We start from the raw sequence: 15,409 nt of genomic DNA, 5'->3' as shown, positions 1-15,409 counted from the left end.
AGTAAAGCTATAAAAACTAATTTATTCAACAGAGTAGTCATGGAATTTTCTATCTAGTTTTATATCTCTAGAGGAGTAATTTAATCTTTTATCCATGACTTTAAAAGAGTTTAATACGATGCTATAAATAATTCAAAAATGATATTTTGATTAACAATGGTGAGATAATGAGTAGACAAAACAGATAAACACAACCAATAATATTGAAGGGTATATAGGCTACTTTTAATATAGCTTTGTTTTTTATCAGCAGCAGTAAAAAAGTTCGTGTTTTTTATAAAAATTGAAATTTATCCATTTTTTATCGTATATTTTATGTTATCTTGCTTATTAATTAAAAGATCATCGAGTATTAAACTGATAGGATGCATTTTTCTCAAGCAGCATTTTTAGAGAAATGTTGATTTAATCAGTGAAGACAAACAATGAGCAAAGTTATAATTTGAAAAGACAGTATATAATGTTTATGATCAATGATCTAAATTAGAGACATGAATTGGGGGAGTTTGATCTTTCTTACAGCACAGTAGCTCAAAAAAACAGTAGATGAAGTTTAAAATTCACCATCATCCATCATAAGATGAAAGCTTTCATCCCACGTTTGATTTCTTTTAAAACTATTTTCTTGTTCTGTCTGTAATATCTAAAGAATATCTTCAAGCACTCATAAGCACTCTTTTAGGTTATCATTTCCATGATCAAAGTAATGGTTATTGAGCTTCCATTCAGGATACTGTTTTGCAAAAGGAAATCATCATTTCAGGATATGGAGAGATTTATGTATTTAGTCACAATGTATCAAGCACCCTTCCTCTTATATCAGAAATTTAATTCTTAATCGTAATGATGTGATCACAACGCACCTTGCGAGACAATCTTTTTAATAAATTTTTAATAAATAAAGTAAAGATGAATTCTGGAAAAACTTTTTTAGACGTAAAGTGATACGAAGAAACAGTCAGAAAGAAAGGGGGGGATTACAAATGTTGATGACTATAAAAAAAGATATCCAAAAATTACCAAAAACCGATTTATGGATCATTTGTGCTATTTCACCTAATCAGCAAAGAGAATGGATCAGTAAATGGTATATAAAAAATAAACAAGCCTCTATAAGTTCTAATTATGTCAATGATCTTGCCGTCCTAGGATCATTTTACAGATCTAGACAAAATGATTGCTATGAAAGCAACAGCCCCACAAGCAGCTCCCCTCAAAAGATGACAATCTCATTTATGAGGCTTATGTTGTTTCTCATAATCACTTTAAAGTTGCATCATTTGCTCTCATTAATACGCTTTGAAGTCTCATATAGACTAAGGGACCTTTTTAATTTTGGGGTGGTTATGGAAAACAGCTTTCCACTGATCCCTGAATGGGGATATGAAACCGCTCCCTTTTCCCAGAAAAATATTCTGTTCAGTGGAAATTCTTATTGTACGATCTATGGAACAACACAATGAACAGATCACGCACCCTTGCTCTCACCTATGGATCCTATAATGCTGTCCGCATGCTGATCGGCGTTTACCATGCTATTTTTTTAATGTCCATGGGAGTGAGTCTGGCGCAATTAGCTCTGCTTCAGGTTGTCTTTTCCACCACTATTCTGCTGCTTGATTTTCCCTGCGCTGTTTTATCTGACAGATATCGGCGTAAATATTCCGTTATGGCTGGGGTCTTTATGACAGGAGTATTTTATCTTTTATGCCTTCAAGCTCCCAATATGACGGCACTTATTATTGCGCAAATTCTCTATGCAGCGGGCATTTGCATCATTGTCAGCGCCATTGACGGATGGATTTACCATTCTCTAGGCGATAAACAGGATCACTTTTCGCATTATGCTCATCTCTACCACCAGGTTAACTCTTTCGGAAGTATTTTCAGTGGGATTATAGGCATTGGAACGATCTATTACTCTGGACAATATTTTATGGGATATATCATCTCATGCCTCATGATGGGATTTATTTTTTTGATATTCCTTATTGTTCCTGAAGAAAAGAAAACAACAATTGAAACGTCCAAAACAAAAACAATCTTGCACAATGCCAAGGAAACGCTCTGGATATTTCAAAACACAGTAGGAGGAGCATGGTTTATTTTCCTCATGTGCCTTTTTAGCGCTGGTATTCAGATTATTTATCATTTCTGGCAACCGATAATACTTTCAGGGGGAAAAATTCATCACCTCAACGGTTCGCAAATGCTCGTCTTGATGTGCTGCCATATTGGAGCCTTTTCAGCACAATATTTTTCAAATTTACTGATGTCTAAGTATCATGTTCTTGATAAAAAATATAAGAATTCTATAAAATATTTTTCCTTCTTTTCTGCTCTGATGTGCATAGCGCTCTATTTTTTAGTTCATAGCCATCAAACCGCTGCATCAGTCATCGCCTTCTCTTTAATCCATGGATTTATTTGCACTGTACCGATCGGGGCAAAAAGCTTATTTTTCTCAGAACTTAACCAAAAACAAACGCAACATATTTCTGGTATTGTTGGTGCTGTCTCTTTTAGCGGAAGAGTATTTTCAATTACAGTATTAAGTATTATTTCTTTTCTTCCTGCAAAAGTTTCTCCATCTTACTACCTAATATTACCGACCATTACTTTTTTCATGTGTGGTTTGGTTGTCATGAGATGGATGAAACACTCTCAAAAGTCTCTATGAGAGGAAAACCATAACATTTCACCCACAATGTTTTCTTCTAAAAGAAATCGATACTTTTTTGAGAGCATTGCCACATCCAACTTTCAATATACAATGCAAATATAAAGCAACACATTGATTTATAATAATATACCAAACTTGAATATTGTAAGATTCTTTCTTTTCAAATCTATTTTTATGGTTGAAACAACCAAAATCATTTGCTTGCACATCAATAAGTGGAGAAAGCCGTATAAATAAAAACGATTTAGAAAAGAAAAATGCCTCTGATGAACTCTCATAGTCAAAATCTATCACAACTGGAAGGCAGATATATAATATACCTCTTTGCATCTTCATAAGTATACAAATGGTGTGGCTTTATAAGGCTTTATATGTCTCACAGAAACTTTTGTGTTTTATACCATTTGCGAGGTGGCGTCGCAAAATGGGCTTATACACATTGCAAAGATATCTCTTTAAAACAAGTGCATAAATTGGCAACACAAGTATATTTGTGTTTAGAACATGCTTTTTATATGAGAGGCATAATCCCAACGGGATAAACAAAAGCGCAAGATACGTAATCTTCATTATTTAAAAGACACGACCATAGAGATTCATGAAAGTTGTAAAACTGAATTAATAAGATGATGATAAAAATGGGAGCTTATTTCCACCTTTTCCGCTTTCATCTTTTTTTCAACATTAAAAGATCCTTCCGTTTTTAGAAATAACGCGCTAGCAAATATATACAATATTTTCTCCCCTATTTGATATATAAAAGTTGACATAACCGATAAAGCAGTAAAGCATCTTAAATATTGATCTCAAATATGCCGTTGTATAAGGAATAGGTGTTGATTGACATGCAAAAGCAAAAGCTTAGCAAAACAACGTCATAAAATAATAAATATGCCACCAAACGATTGAAACGACATAGGGAGGTCAAAAACACTTTGTAGAACCAAATCCGTAACATATCTAGCTTTACGGCCGCTTATTCTTACAAACGTTCATGCTGCTCCCTATATCCATAAAAATAAATAAGCAATCCTTAGCTAAAAAATATGCAACGTCAATGTAATGCGACAACAGAGCTTCGCTTTCCTTTATCAACAAAAGCATGAGAAATTTTGAAACAAACTCATCTTTCTCGTGATAATTTTTTTCACAACTGATCATATTTTCTTTAATATAAATTAGCATAGCGATTTACATAAAACGTATTGCGCTTAAAATATCCCCCATTGGTTTTGCTTTAGTTTACGCCATTAGAAAAAAAGTTTTTGTAACTTGTTTCATGAAACATAAAATAAAAAATCAACACAGGAATTAAGAAAATGAGCAACCACACGTGCAGCTAACGCAGGTATTACAATTTCGCACATAAATTTAGATGGAAGGAGGATAAAATAACACCACTCTATACCAAAACAGCCGATAGAAAATGTTTAGCAAGAAAAGCAATCAAAAAACTTCACAAAATTGAGATTGGTAGAAAAGCAAATGGGCACAAATTACTGAAAACAAAATTTCTACACACAATCGACTGCTTTTATAATAATAGATGGCGGAGAGGAAGAGATTCGAACTCTCGAGAGCCTTTTGAGCCCTACTCCCTTAGCAGGGGAGCGCCTTCGACCACTCGGCCACCTCTCCAACAGAGAGGCATAAATGGTATCAACAGAAAGTTCAAGACTTTTTCGATTTTTTTCCCAAATATCTGAAAATTTTTCTCCTATTGATCCCATAGGACCAAAAGTTAATAAAACAAAAATTGTGTCTTTTTTACCACATTATCTCGAATAGTATATGTATACATTACAAAAAGGTAATTTCATATTTGAAACTCTAAAAAGATTAGTATAGCTAAGATAATAAGTGCTGCGTATTTTGCTTATGTCTTTGTCCTTAATGCGTTAGGCAAATGGTACTCTTTAGAAGAAATTTAACCGGACCGCGGAGATCCTATATGAATATTAAATCCCTCTTTTTAAGCTCTACAGCAGCTTTTTTAGCAATTTCTGGAGCACATGCTGCTTCAACAGTTATCGCCGAACCCGAACCTGTAGAATATGTTCGCGTTTGTGATGCCTACGGAAAAGGATATTTTTATATCCCTGGAACAGAAACCTGCATGCGTTTATCAGGAAATGTTCGTACTGATTTTATAGGCGGTGATAATATCGATGCAACAACCGAAACTGAACTAAGAGACAAAAGAAAAACCTATGGCGCAGCATCACGGCTCACCCTTGTTTTTCAAGCAGCTTCTGAAACAGAAATGGGAACACTTCGTTCATATGCAAGAATTTATTCAAACTGGGGTGATGGTAGAGACAACGCTGCTGCAAAGCTTGCCGCGGCTTACATTGAACTGGGTGGTTTTCGCGTAGGTCTTGATGACACAATTTTCAACAGCTGGACTGGTGATTATGGAAATGTTCTCAATGATGACAGCATAGCGCCCGCCGGCACAACACGCACCAATTTTATTTCCTACACCTTTAGTGGTGATTCCGGCTTTTCTGCTATTATCGGCGCTGAATTAGGCAATAATGCAGATTCTCTTCCAGGAATAACAGGATACTACATTGATAAAGATGATAAGCTTGTTTCTATCACTGAGGGTACTCTTCCAAGTAAAGCAATTAAAAATTACACCCCGAATGTGGTTTTGGGTATAAAGTTCATGCAAAAATGGGGTGGTTTTTCAGCAGTTGCAGCATATGATGCTTACTACAAAAAGTGGGCTGGAAAAGTACGTGCAGATTTCAATGTCAACGATCGTTTCAATCTATGGGTAATGGCTGGCTATAAAAATGGCCTTGATTACTACACAGTAAATGGAAATGATGAATTATCACGAAAAAGCACAACGATTTATGCAAACTGGGGTGGTAAATGGGCAGCTTGGGCGGGTGCCACTTACAAGCTTACGCCAAAAGCAAATTTGAATGCACAAGTTTCTTATAGTGCTGTAAAAACCTTTGCAACTTCTGTAAATATTGCATACACGCTGGTTCCAGGATTTGTGATTACACCTGAATTGACCTATGTTAATTGGAATGATGATCGCATTGTGAAGGATCAAAATAATAATGAAAAACATTTATTCAATAAGAAAAGTGCTTTTCAAGGTATGATCCGTTTACAGCGTTCATTCTAATCCTATTTAAGCTACAGCTTTTAAAAACTGGCAACATGGTTTGCCAGTTTTTATTTTTGGAATCAAATATCATGAATATCTTTTCCTGATACGTATTGTCTTGTCTCTCGGAAAAAAACGACTTAGTTTCACAAAACTACTCTCAGAAGATTAACCCTGATATGCTTGATAAGAGCACTTTACACGGGCGTTTATACATCACTTCAAACATAATCTCTTCCTTGCCCTTTAAAGCATGAGCAAACCCTTTTGCTTTATGACCAAATTGGTCTTTCTTAGCAATTTACTTCTAACCTTTGTTAATTTAGGTCATGAACTTCTCTGGTCAATTCTGTACTGAACAGATAAAATATTGAAAAAAACAAGACATCATTGTGTTTTTGATATGCCTGAATGTGTCTTCTATCAACACTCTAAAACACAATGTTTTATAACACGGCTTCATTAAAAAACTTAATCATCAAGAAACATGCTGTCAAAACGATGCAAATATTCCCTAAAGCAATAAAAGAGAAAAGCGATATATCTTCAAAAAATGAATTGACCTCTTCCCCTTCTAAAGAATAGAGCCTCCTATCAGGAGCAATCTGTAAATACCCCTATTTTTCCTGAACCTACATCACATTGATTTATAATCATAATTTATTATTTTTCATGTTTCAATCAACCAAAACCTTTCACTTGTACAACAAGCGGAGAGAGCCGTGTGAATAAAAATGAGTAAAGAAAACCCTTTTATGAATCGTTTTAAACTCCAAGGGCTATAGTAACATTGAGATCTGACAAAATGTACGATAGTGCTAGGCACTTTTATTAAGCATAAAAATGAGGATACACTTCATAGAGGATTTTAGATTATATTCTCTATAAACGTCGCTGTAAAATATGTGTTGTAATACGCATTAAAAGACATTGCTTTAAAACAAGCATGGAAATATACAACACAAGTCCATTTTATTTGAAGCGTTTTATCCTGCGTAAGGAGCATGCCATCATATACGCAACATCTTGACTTTACGCGTTTTTAAAGGACGAAAAATATAAGACAAAGAAACAGTAAATTTAATCTCTGCAAATCATAGAGCTTTCAGAGTTATGTTTCCATAAAACGCCTTATACCGTACAGGGGATTTTTTACACGATTAATGCCTTTTTTACATAAAGCCAATTGGCAAAAAGCAGCCTCTCTTGATAATAAAAAGGCTTACACGTAATCATAAGCCATATTTTCAATTAAAACGCATTGAATTCACGGAAAATACTTATCAACCAATGCATAAAGAATTGCTGCTGTTTCAACATCTAGAATCCCATCATAATTTTCTTGACGAAAATGAAGTTGAAATGCTCGGATCAAATCTTTGTATCCTGTTTGGGGACACGCAGCAGAAATGTCATATCCATAACATTTTAGCTTCGCCAAAACATCTTCTTTGGGTGGAAAATTCTTAGAGAATTGCTCTTGATAATGACTTTTTAGTTCATCATCATACCATGCTCCTATACCTGCCTTATAAAGTTCTTTCCATGGAAAAGCTGCTCCTGGATCACTTTTTCTTCCAATGGCAATATCACTATGTCCCACCACATCAGTTGGCATAATATCGGGATACCGTTGAAGAATATTTAAGGCAAGTTCCTTAACGGCATCAATTTGTATTGGATTATAAGGAGGAAATATCCCTCCCTCATCATGATAAGCCATAAAATCAACTGTCTCTTCTGGAGACTCAGAATGACCCGTGGCTAAATTAACGATTTCAATCCCGATAGATGCATCATTGAGATGACTATGCCCAGCCCATGAACTCACACCCGCATGCCATGCACGCTCATTTTCATCGACCAGATTAAAAATACGCATGTCCTTAAAGCCTGCCTCACGATATGTCTGCTCTGAAGGATCAGGAACAAGATAGTGTGCACTAACCTTTTCTCCTGTAAGCGCCATAATCGAGGCTTTAAAATCAAGAGACGTATAATGCATAACGAGAAAACGAACGCGACGATTAAAACTCTTGACAGAACGATAACTGTTGTAATCAATCTGATACATAAAAGCCCTTTCTTTGTTGCTTAAAAAGACCACTGCGCATCACAACAGATAGGACACGAACTGTTAAAAAATTTCGCAATGAACTTCCCATCTAGATACTAAGAATTACGCCTAAAATTTGTTCATCAAAAACATTGACACTCTTATCAACAATTAAGACACATTTTTATTTCTCTCCCACACACGCGTAAAATGTTTTTAACCACATTCACAAACACACCGCATTAAATCTTTTCCCCAAACAAATTCCTACAAATTACCAATCGAAAAGAAAACAAAAGCGTAAAATGATCACTCATTAAATCTTCACGTCTTACAGAAAAAATAGTTCTTCCTGTTATCACATTGAAAAATATCGCCCCTCGGAAGCGAATACCCAATGATCATGCAATCACACAAAAACTTAAAGGAAAAATTTTATGAGCTCTTTACAGCAATTTATTATCAGATAACGGAACGGCACATGTTCACAATAAAACTCTTCACGGACATATTGTTCAATAAAATTTGCAAAGCTTTCCTGTAAATGACACGACTTCTTGTCTTTTCACACCATCGCTGTTTGATTTTCAGAAGAATCTTAATTATTTACAATGCTTGAGGCACATGACGTCTCTGGAGACCTTGTCATAGGCTCCATTGAAGATAACATGTTGATTTATAATCATAATTAATCATTATAAATATTGAATATAGCGAACCTAATATCGTAAAGTTTTTCTTAATCTTGAATCAAGTCAAAGTCATTTAATGACACATTAAAAGAAAAAATACCCTATAGATAAAAACCACTTAAGAAAATGATCAAAATACTTCTTATAATAGAACGTTCAATAATTTGAGAAATATTGTTACATCTCCATAGAGTTTCATTTTCTTTTCTCAGTTTGCAAAACTCTTTTTAAGACAGCCCAAGCGGCATATTCTTGCAAGACGACACCTAAAAGCGGTCGCGTATAGGGAAAAGTTACACGATCATCACCATAACCTTTCATCCGTATAGTCATGGTAGCATGTCCAAGGCTTTCTTCTTGATTTTCTAATGTCTCCAAAGAAGGTTCTAGGCTCACTTCAACCTCAAGCAGTGGAATATCTTGTTTACCTTTTTCTATGGGCTGAAAATATTCTAAAAGCCGCGGATCATTGGCAGACCAATGAACCTCAACGTGCATTGCTAATTGTTTACAAGCAGTAGTAACTTCTGCACCAACCAAATAGGGGTGAAAATGACTTTCAAATTCTTCCACGAACTGTTGTTCCAAGGGCGCTTCTGATTGAGCAACCAGTTGCACCAAAACATAAGGGCTTTTCCATAAAAAATGCCGTTCAAAGGGTTCATTTTCAAAATGATCATCCACCCACTGTGCAATGCTACTTTCATCAATTCCAATCAAAGTCCATGCATACCCCGCACGCGATACAGAAGAATATTTCTTCTCATTGTGTTCTAAATAATTCTCTAAAAGCGCAAGAGCCTGTGATGGTGGACCAGGCAAAACAACAAGCGTACTTCCATCGCAAGAGAGATAAAAGCCTGGTGCTGTGCCTGTAGGATTATCAAGCACGGTTGCTGTCTCAGGAAACAATGCTTGACGTGCATTACTCTTATCCACCAAAATCCCTAATCGTTGTAATTGACCTTGTATTGTTTGCCAAACATCTTCATGATGTAGTAAAGGCTGCTTTACAGCTTGAGAAACCGCATCACGTGTTATGTCATCTGATGTTGGTCCCAATCCCCCACTGATAATGATAAGATCTTCTTGTCCAAGACAAGCAACAACAGTCTCACTGATTTGCTGTAATTGATCAGCACAAACAAAATGACGTGTGACTTGAATATTTCTCTTGTTTAAGCTTTGACTTAAATCTTGTAAATTCGTATTCAAATATTGTCCTGAAAGGAGTTCATCACCAACAGTGATAATCGCCGCACGACAAACAAAGACAGGCTTCACAAGAGAATTGCGAACAGCTTCAGCCATTTGACGGGTAGAGGCGACACCTCCAAGATCATAGGTAACGGTTTTTCCAGCACGAATAACCTGATCAACACTCTCAGATAATTGTTTTGCTGCATCTTTAAAACCTAAATGCTCTAAGAGTAAAGCCGTGGTATAAAGCATCGCAGAAGGATTGGCTTTATTTTGTCCAGCAATACGTGGTGCGCTTCCATGAACAGGTTCAAAACAAGCAATCTCGCTCCCCACATTTGCATGAGGAGCAAGCCCCAATCCCCCCATTATCCCAGAGCCAAGATCAGAGAGAATATTGCCAAACATATTTTCAGCAACAATCACACCAAACCGCTCTGGCTTGGTTGCAATCCACAAAGCAACCGCATCAACATTATGAATATCTGCTTCAATTTCCGGATAGTTTTGCGCAATTTTCTCAAAAATTTCCTGAGCAAACTGACTACTTTCCGGCATAACATTGGGCTTATCAGCAAAAGTAACGCGCTTAAAGCCATATTTCCTCGCATAAGAAAAAGCATATTCAAATAACCGCTCTAAACCAAAGCGTGTCTGCAAACGGACTGTCCACGCAGCTTCCTCAAGCCCATATTTTGTCAAATTTGGATGTTTTAGCCAAACGGCTGTTTCAGGAGAAATACCCCGAAAATCCAATCCAGCATAAAAGCCTTCACTATTTTCTCTGATAACACAAAAATGAAAAGGTTTTCTCGGACCAGAGATGTATCTTACAGGACGTATATTTGCAAACAAACCTAACTTTTGGCGAAGTTGAAGTGCGGGAGCAACATAGGCAAGGTTTTTCTCTTTTAAATGCGGAGCAAGTTCTTTTAAAGCCGCCTCTTTTCCTTTACGGGTCACAGCACCAAGTAAAATAGCATCACTCTGAGTAATTTTTTGCCAAGTCGCTTGAGGGATAGGATCTTCTTCCCGTTTCCAACATTCAACACCAATATCACCATAAGTTAATTCAATCGGCAATTGGAATTGCTCTAAAACCATCAGCGCAGCATCACAAACCTCTGGTCCTATCCCATCACCAGGTAATACAAGAACTTTCTTTTTCATAGTCCCTCCATCCACTCATCAATGACTGCATCCGTCATAGTAGGATTATCCTCCCACAAACGCGTACCAGCACTAGAGATAATCTTATATTCATGATTCAGATTATGACTTTTCGTCTGATTATTTACCGTTGCAAGTTGCGACTTTTCTCCCACTAAAGCTAAAAACTTCCCCTTATACTTAACTATCTCATCTCTAGCATCCATCATCAATAAGAGTTTAAACCCTCTTGTCATGCGTTCAATTGCCAAGCTTTTTTGTTTATCGGGAATCTCCAATAAAACTCTTTTTTTCATAATGCCAGAAGGATGCATAAAACCATTGAGTATTTCCAAAGCCCCCGATAAATCATTATTTTCTAAGGAGGCAAGAATATCTCCAAGGCGCCGTTGCAAAACCTTATCTGGATAGCCAGGTGCATTCACAGCAAGCACAGCTTGAACATTGGGAAGCTGGGCTGCCAATATTTGTACCAATGTTCCAGCCATAGAAAATCCCACAAGCACTGCGGGCTCTTTAAAATAGCTTTTAAGTTTTTCTGCCATAAAAGATAAAATGTCTACAGCAGAATAATTGAGAACATGAGAACTCTTAGGAAAAAGAGAAAGCGTATCCAGCAGAGTGACAGGGAATCCTTTTGTTGAACATAGCTTTGTCAATGGAGAACAAAAAACACCACCATCCCAAATTGGCATTACAGGAGAAAGAATAATAATAGGAAGGCTCATTGATCAATTCCTCCCCTTATTTTTAAACATGCATTAGAGCCAGAACTTTTCCTACCCAATATAATGAAAATATGTTGAAATTCTATGCTCATATTCTCCCCTCATAATAATCGATTTGTTAAACTCAAACTAAGCTTGCAACAAATTTTAAACCCACTCAATCCAGCAACTTAATAAAAAAAATTCATCTAATGTACAGGTGCCCCATTTGTGTAAAACATCAAAAGCATTTCCGCATAATGCTTTCTTTTTATCATTTCACTCAGCTTATTTCTGAAGTCATAAAATGACGCGCTTTTTGAATATAAATGATAAAACCAATCATACAACACACAGCTAACAAAGTTGCCATAGCCCGTGGGCTATGACCAGAGATTTTTCCGATAACCGCTGCACTGAGTGCCGCACTTCCTAATTGCAAAGATCCCATAACACCAGAAGCCGCTCCAGCAGCTTTCGGATGCGATGAAATAGCCAACGCTGTTCCTAACGGCAATAAAAAACCATTGCCAAAAGTAAGAACAGCAATAGCCATAAAACTTGTCACAAGGGGCCATGGGCTTAGATACATTTGCAAAGCAAACAGCACACCACCTATCACAAAAATAATGTACCCTCTGCCCACAGTTTTTTCCATAGACTCACGTTCAAAAAACCATCGCGCCAAAAGATTTCCCAAAATATAGGGAAACGAAACACCAATATAGCTATAACTAATGTGTATCGGTGATAACCCCAAAGTCGTGAGTAAAAAAGGCGACTCCACAATATAAGCAAAATAGGCAGCGTAAGAAAAACACGGAATAAGTGCATAAAAAATAAATTGTTTATTTCTGAAAACACCTAAATATGCCTTCATCAATCCTACCGGAGAAAAATGCTGCCGTTTTTGAGGGGGTAGAGTTTCGCTTAGCACAAAACAACATAGCAAAATGGTCAAAAATATAAAAAAGCTTAAAAAGATAAAAGTTGCCTGCCAATGAAAAGCCTGTATCAAAAGTCCACCAATGAAAGGTGCAAGTGCTGGTGACATTCCAATAAAAGGGAAAACAATCAAATAAAGTTTTCCAGCCGCTTTTTTATCCAACAAATCATTGATAATTGCACGACTTAAGACAAGTCCCGCACAAGCACCAAGACCTTGCAAAAAACGTAACACAAGAAAAGCGTGAATATGAACCGTATAAATCACACCAAGTGTCGTAAATAACCACAAGAATAAGCCCAATAGAAGTGTTTTTTTACGCCCAAAATTATCACTCAGCGGCCCATAAATGAGCTGTCCAAGTGCCAATGCCAACAAAAAAACCGCCACTGCACTTTGAATTTGAGATTGTGTCACTTGATAATATTGACGCATATCGCCCAGTGCTGGTAAAAAAATATCGGTAGAAATCAAACCTCCTGTTGATAAACATACGATAAGTATAATGAATGGTAATGTATATTTATGTTTCATCAGGAAAGTCACATTTCTTAAATTTAAAAATATTTAAATTTTACGTTTATAGAAAAATAATAATTTATATTTATAAATATAAAGCTATTTTAACTTTATCCACAGGGAATAAAATAATCAATTTTCTTTATTCTTTTACTTTATTCGAGAATAATTCATCTTGTTGATACATAAATCCAGTGTATGATCCGCACGCACACACTCAACACGTAAATAAACACTTAGTGCTTCACTTTATAATTAATTTTAAAGCATAGCAAATCGCAATTTTAAAACTATACGCAAAAGAAGCTAAAAGATCAAACCTCTCCTTCAGAGATATATTTCCCAATCCGAAATAGCGCATTTTGTTGTATTCATGTTGCCCTATCTTCATCAGCTTTTTTCATTGATATCATCAACAAAAACGCTCCCAAACTCTATCCCTCTCCATGATAACAACATCACTTTCCCGACAACATCTTTTATCAGAAGTGGTTTACAACGCTCAAAGAAAAAAGAAGCCACAAACTCCCTTTCCTCAAAACTCCCCACGCAAATATTATTGTAACAATACAGCATATAATAATGGCTCATGGAGAAGACTTTATCAATACAAATAATTGAGCAAATAAACTTAATAGCCCACTAATATCATCCACTAATATCATAAAGCAAATTGCGCTTCTATCTCCCCTTAAAATCTAAATTCATCTTGTCCATTTTGTTAGAATTTCATTCTACATAACCATCACAAAGTTTATTGCCTAAGCTATTGACAAACATGATATAATAAAAATTTGACGAATCATTCTGCATCTAATGTAGAAAGCAAGGAGAAGCTATTAATGAATATAACAGAACGAGCCACGTACCAATTACTTGGACCTATTAAAGTGGAAGGAAAGACATACACAGAAATCACCTTACGCCGCCCGAAATTTAAAGACTTAAAAGCAATACAGAGCAAAGAAGGTGACGAGCAATCAATTGAAATGATCGCATGTCTTTCAGGGTGGTCCTATAATGCCATCAGTAAACTTGGTGTTCGTGATTTTTTAAACATTAAAGACATTTACGGGACTTTAATAAAAGAATGACTAAAAGAGTTTGATAAAATGCTAAACAAAGTAAATGCAGCCATAAAAAGCATAATGGATGAATGTATTTTAATCGACAGTAAACCCGAAAAATGCACAAGTAACCTTTACACACATACATTTGAAACAGAACCCATGACAACTGCAAATGCAAAAGTGAAAACCTGTAGCACCTATGAACCGATTACAGTTCATAATCCATAATCCCTACGTCATAAAGGTGGAACACATGACCTTTACAAAATGCACTTTCTTAGTACAAGATGGTTCATCGAACCAAATTTATCTCTCAAATCAAAGTGCTCTTACATCGTATAAAAAAACTGCGTGCGAAACTAAAAAACAACCTTTGGAGAGAATCTCGAAACTTTTGGACATTGTCTCAAAACTTTTCAACTTTCCTCTCTGGTTTTGGGAGTTTTTACTCAAAGAACTTAGAAAATTTTTCTAGCATTGTTCTGATATAGAGCTAAAAGAGAAGGAAAAACAGCTTAGAACACTAATGTTTCTTCCTTCTCTTTTATCTCTCATAGCTTTTTGAATTGAATACTTTTGATATTTATTTTGAATAATTGAAGCATTCTTTTAATTATAAGTACAATATAAAAAACTAAAATTTTAGAAGACGCGCTGTTTTTACAAAAAAATGAATAATAAAATAAAGACTCCAGAATTTTACTTTTTACCTTCAAACATAATCAATGATGGAAAAGCGTTTACAAAGTTTTCCTCAAGCAGTATCTGGGACATTACTTGAAAGAAAAGCATTAAGAGAGCTTACTTTTAAGCTAAGGGGGAAAGATTAAACTTCACAACGACATTCAATCTTTTAAACATTGCAGTACAGAACGGGAAAAGAGAGCCATACCCCCATAGACCGTTTATCCCCCCCATCAACTAAAATTCTCGATAAACTGGTATTATCAGTTCTAGACTGGAGTCATATAAGAAGAATTTTAAGTAATGATCACCGTCTTGTTTTCGATGTTTTCTGTCCTTTTTGGCGCATATCTATTCACTTTTGGAACATAATTTACAAAAAGGCATTGTATCTCCAGCATATTCAAGGAGATAAAACATGGAAACTCGCATTCCTGAAAACACACCATTCGAGACGAATTTTCTAGGAGAAACGTCTCTAGAAGAAAAATATTCACTCTTTCACACACCCATTTCATGGTCCGCAATCTTTGCGGGACTGGTGACAGCTCT

Annotated in this window: 9 protein-coding genes, 1 tRNA gene and 2 pseudogenes; 7 read left to right on the top strand and 5 right to left on the bottom strand. The window is 35.9% G+C overall.

The features are described 5' to 3' along the window. Positions 1–989: 989 nt before the first annotated feature. The 3 genes and pseudogenes from ACFIJJ_RS06825 to ACFIJJ_RS06815 form a co-directional block, all read left to right on the top strand. Positions 990–1,463, top strand: coding sequence for a hypothetical protein (locus ACFIJJ_RS06825; protein ID WP_375646414.1), 474 nt, complete (start codon positions 990–992; stop codon positions 1,461–1,463). Then, a complete protein-coding gene (locus tag ACFIJJ_RS06820; RefSeq protein WP_375646412.1) occupies positions 1,460–2,680 on the top strand; it encodes an MFS transporter in 1,221 nt (406 codons plus the stop codon). Before ACFIJJ_RS06825 ends, ACFIJJ_RS06820 begins: the two co-directional genes overlap by 4 nt. A gap of 1,257 nt (positions 2,681–3,937) precedes the next feature. Continuing rightward, positions 3,938–4,146: pseudogene (locus tag ACFIJJ_RS06815) on the top strand (integrase); the annotation flags it as partial. A gap of 84 nt (positions 4,147–4,230) precedes the next feature. Here ACFIJJ_RS06815 and ACFIJJ_RS06810 read toward each other — a convergent pair. Beyond that, positions 4,231–4,321 (bottom strand) — tRNA-Ser (locus tag ACFIJJ_RS06810). Between the two features lie 313 nt (positions 4,322–4,634). Here ACFIJJ_RS06810 and ACFIJJ_RS06805 point away from each other — a divergent pair. Continuing rightward, positions 4,635–5,831 carry a porin gene (locus ACFIJJ_RS06805; protein WP_375646411.1) on the top strand — a complete coding sequence of 399 codons (1,197 nt, stop codon included), beginning with the start codon at positions 4,635–4,637 and terminating at the stop codon, positions 5,829–5,831. A 1,249-nt stretch (positions 5,832–7,080) separates the two neighbouring features. Here the strand turns inward: ACFIJJ_RS06805 and ACFIJJ_RS06800 are convergent. From ACFIJJ_RS06800 to ACFIJJ_RS06785, 4 genes are all read right to left on the bottom strand, one after another. Beyond that, a complete protein-coding gene (locus ACFIJJ_RS06800) occupies positions 7,081–7,887 on the bottom strand; it encodes an N-acetylmuramoyl-L-alanine amidase (RefSeq protein ID WP_375646409.1) in 807 nt (268 codons plus the stop codon). Between the two features lie 869 nt (positions 7,888–8,756). Further along, entirely contained in the window at positions 8,757–10,931 is a 2,175-nt protein-coding gene (locus ACFIJJ_RS06795; RefSeq protein ID WP_375646408.1) for an isocitrate/isopropylmalate family dehydrogenase, read from the bottom strand. Continuing rightward, positions 10,928–11,659 carry an alpha/beta fold hydrolase gene (locus ACFIJJ_RS06790; protein WP_375646407.1) on the bottom strand — a complete coding sequence of 244 codons (732 nt, stop codon included), beginning with the start codon at positions 11,657–11,659 and terminating at the stop codon, positions 10,928–10,930. Before ACFIJJ_RS06790 ends, ACFIJJ_RS06795 begins: the two co-directional genes overlap by 4 nt. Before the next feature lie 262 nt (positions 11,660–11,921). After that, entirely contained in the window at positions 11,922–13,118 is a 1,197-nt protein-coding gene (locus ACFIJJ_RS06785) for a multidrug effflux MFS transporter (protein WP_273791533.1), read from the bottom strand. Between the two features lie 827 nt (positions 13,119–13,945). Between ACFIJJ_RS06785 and ACFIJJ_RS06780 the strand changes: the two genes are divergently transcribed. From ACFIJJ_RS06780 to ACFIJJ_RS06770, 3 genes and pseudogenes are all read left to right on the top strand, one after another. Next, on the top strand, positions 13,946–14,197 hold the full coding sequence (locus ACFIJJ_RS06780; RefSeq protein WP_375646406.1) for a phage tail assembly protein: 252 nt from the start codon (positions 13,946–13,948) through the stop codon (positions 14,195–14,197). Between the two features lie 18 nt (positions 14,198–14,215). Beyond that, positions 14,216–14,401 carry a hypothetical protein gene (locus tag ACFIJJ_RS06775; protein WP_375646405.1) on the top strand — a complete coding sequence of 62 codons (186 nt, stop codon included), beginning with the start codon at positions 14,216–14,218 and terminating at the stop codon, positions 14,399–14,401. Positions 14,402–15,275: 874 nt separating this feature from the next. Further along, positions 15,276–15,409 (top strand): annotated as a pseudogene (locus ACFIJJ_RS06770) (DUF3792 domain-containing protein); the annotation flags it as partial.

The sequence above is a fragment of the Bartonella sp. TT29SHDZB genome, assembly GCF_042193395.1.
Lineage (GTDB): Bacteria > Pseudomonadota > Alphaproteobacteria > Rhizobiales > Rhizobiaceae > Bartonella.
Note: the sequence above shows the minus strand (reverse complement) of the source record. Positions and strands in the feature narration are given on the sequence as shown.

Excerpts from the sequence above, each read along its gene's own strand:
- ACFIJJ_RS06825 (WP_375646414.1), top strand. The coding sequence starts at position 990 with ATGACTATAAAAAAAGATATCCAAAAATTACCAAAAACCGATTTATGG.
- ACFIJJ_RS06820 (WP_375646412.1), top strand. The coding sequence starts at position 1,460 with ATGAACAGATCACGCACCCTTGCTCTCACCTATGGATCCTATAATGCT.
- ACFIJJ_RS06805 (WP_375646411.1), top strand. The coding sequence starts at position 4,635 with ATGAATATTAAATCCCTCTTTTTAAGCTCTACAGCAGCTTTTTTAGCA.
- ACFIJJ_RS06800 (WP_375646409.1), bottom strand. The coding sequence starts at position 7,887 with ATGTATCAGATTGATTACAACAGTTATCGTTCTGTCAAGAGTTTTAAT.
- ACFIJJ_RS06795 (WP_375646408.1), bottom strand. The coding sequence starts at position 10,931 with ATGAAAAAGAAAGTTCTTGTATTACCTGGTGATGGGATAGGACCAGAG.
- ACFIJJ_RS06790 (WP_375646407.1), bottom strand. The coding sequence starts at position 11,659 with ATGAGCCTTCCTATTATTATTCTTTCTCCTGTAATGCCAATTTGGGAT.
- ACFIJJ_RS06785 (WP_273791533.1), bottom strand. The coding sequence starts at position 13,118 with ATGAAACATAAATATACATTACCATTCATTATACTTATCGTATGTTTA.
- ACFIJJ_RS06780 (WP_375646406.1), top strand. The coding sequence starts at position 13,946 with ATGAATATAACAGAACGAGCCACGTACCAATTACTTGGACCTATTAAA.
- ACFIJJ_RS06775 (WP_375646405.1), top strand. The coding sequence starts at position 14,216 with ATGCTAAACAAAGTAAATGCAGCCATAAAAAGCATAATGGATGAATGT.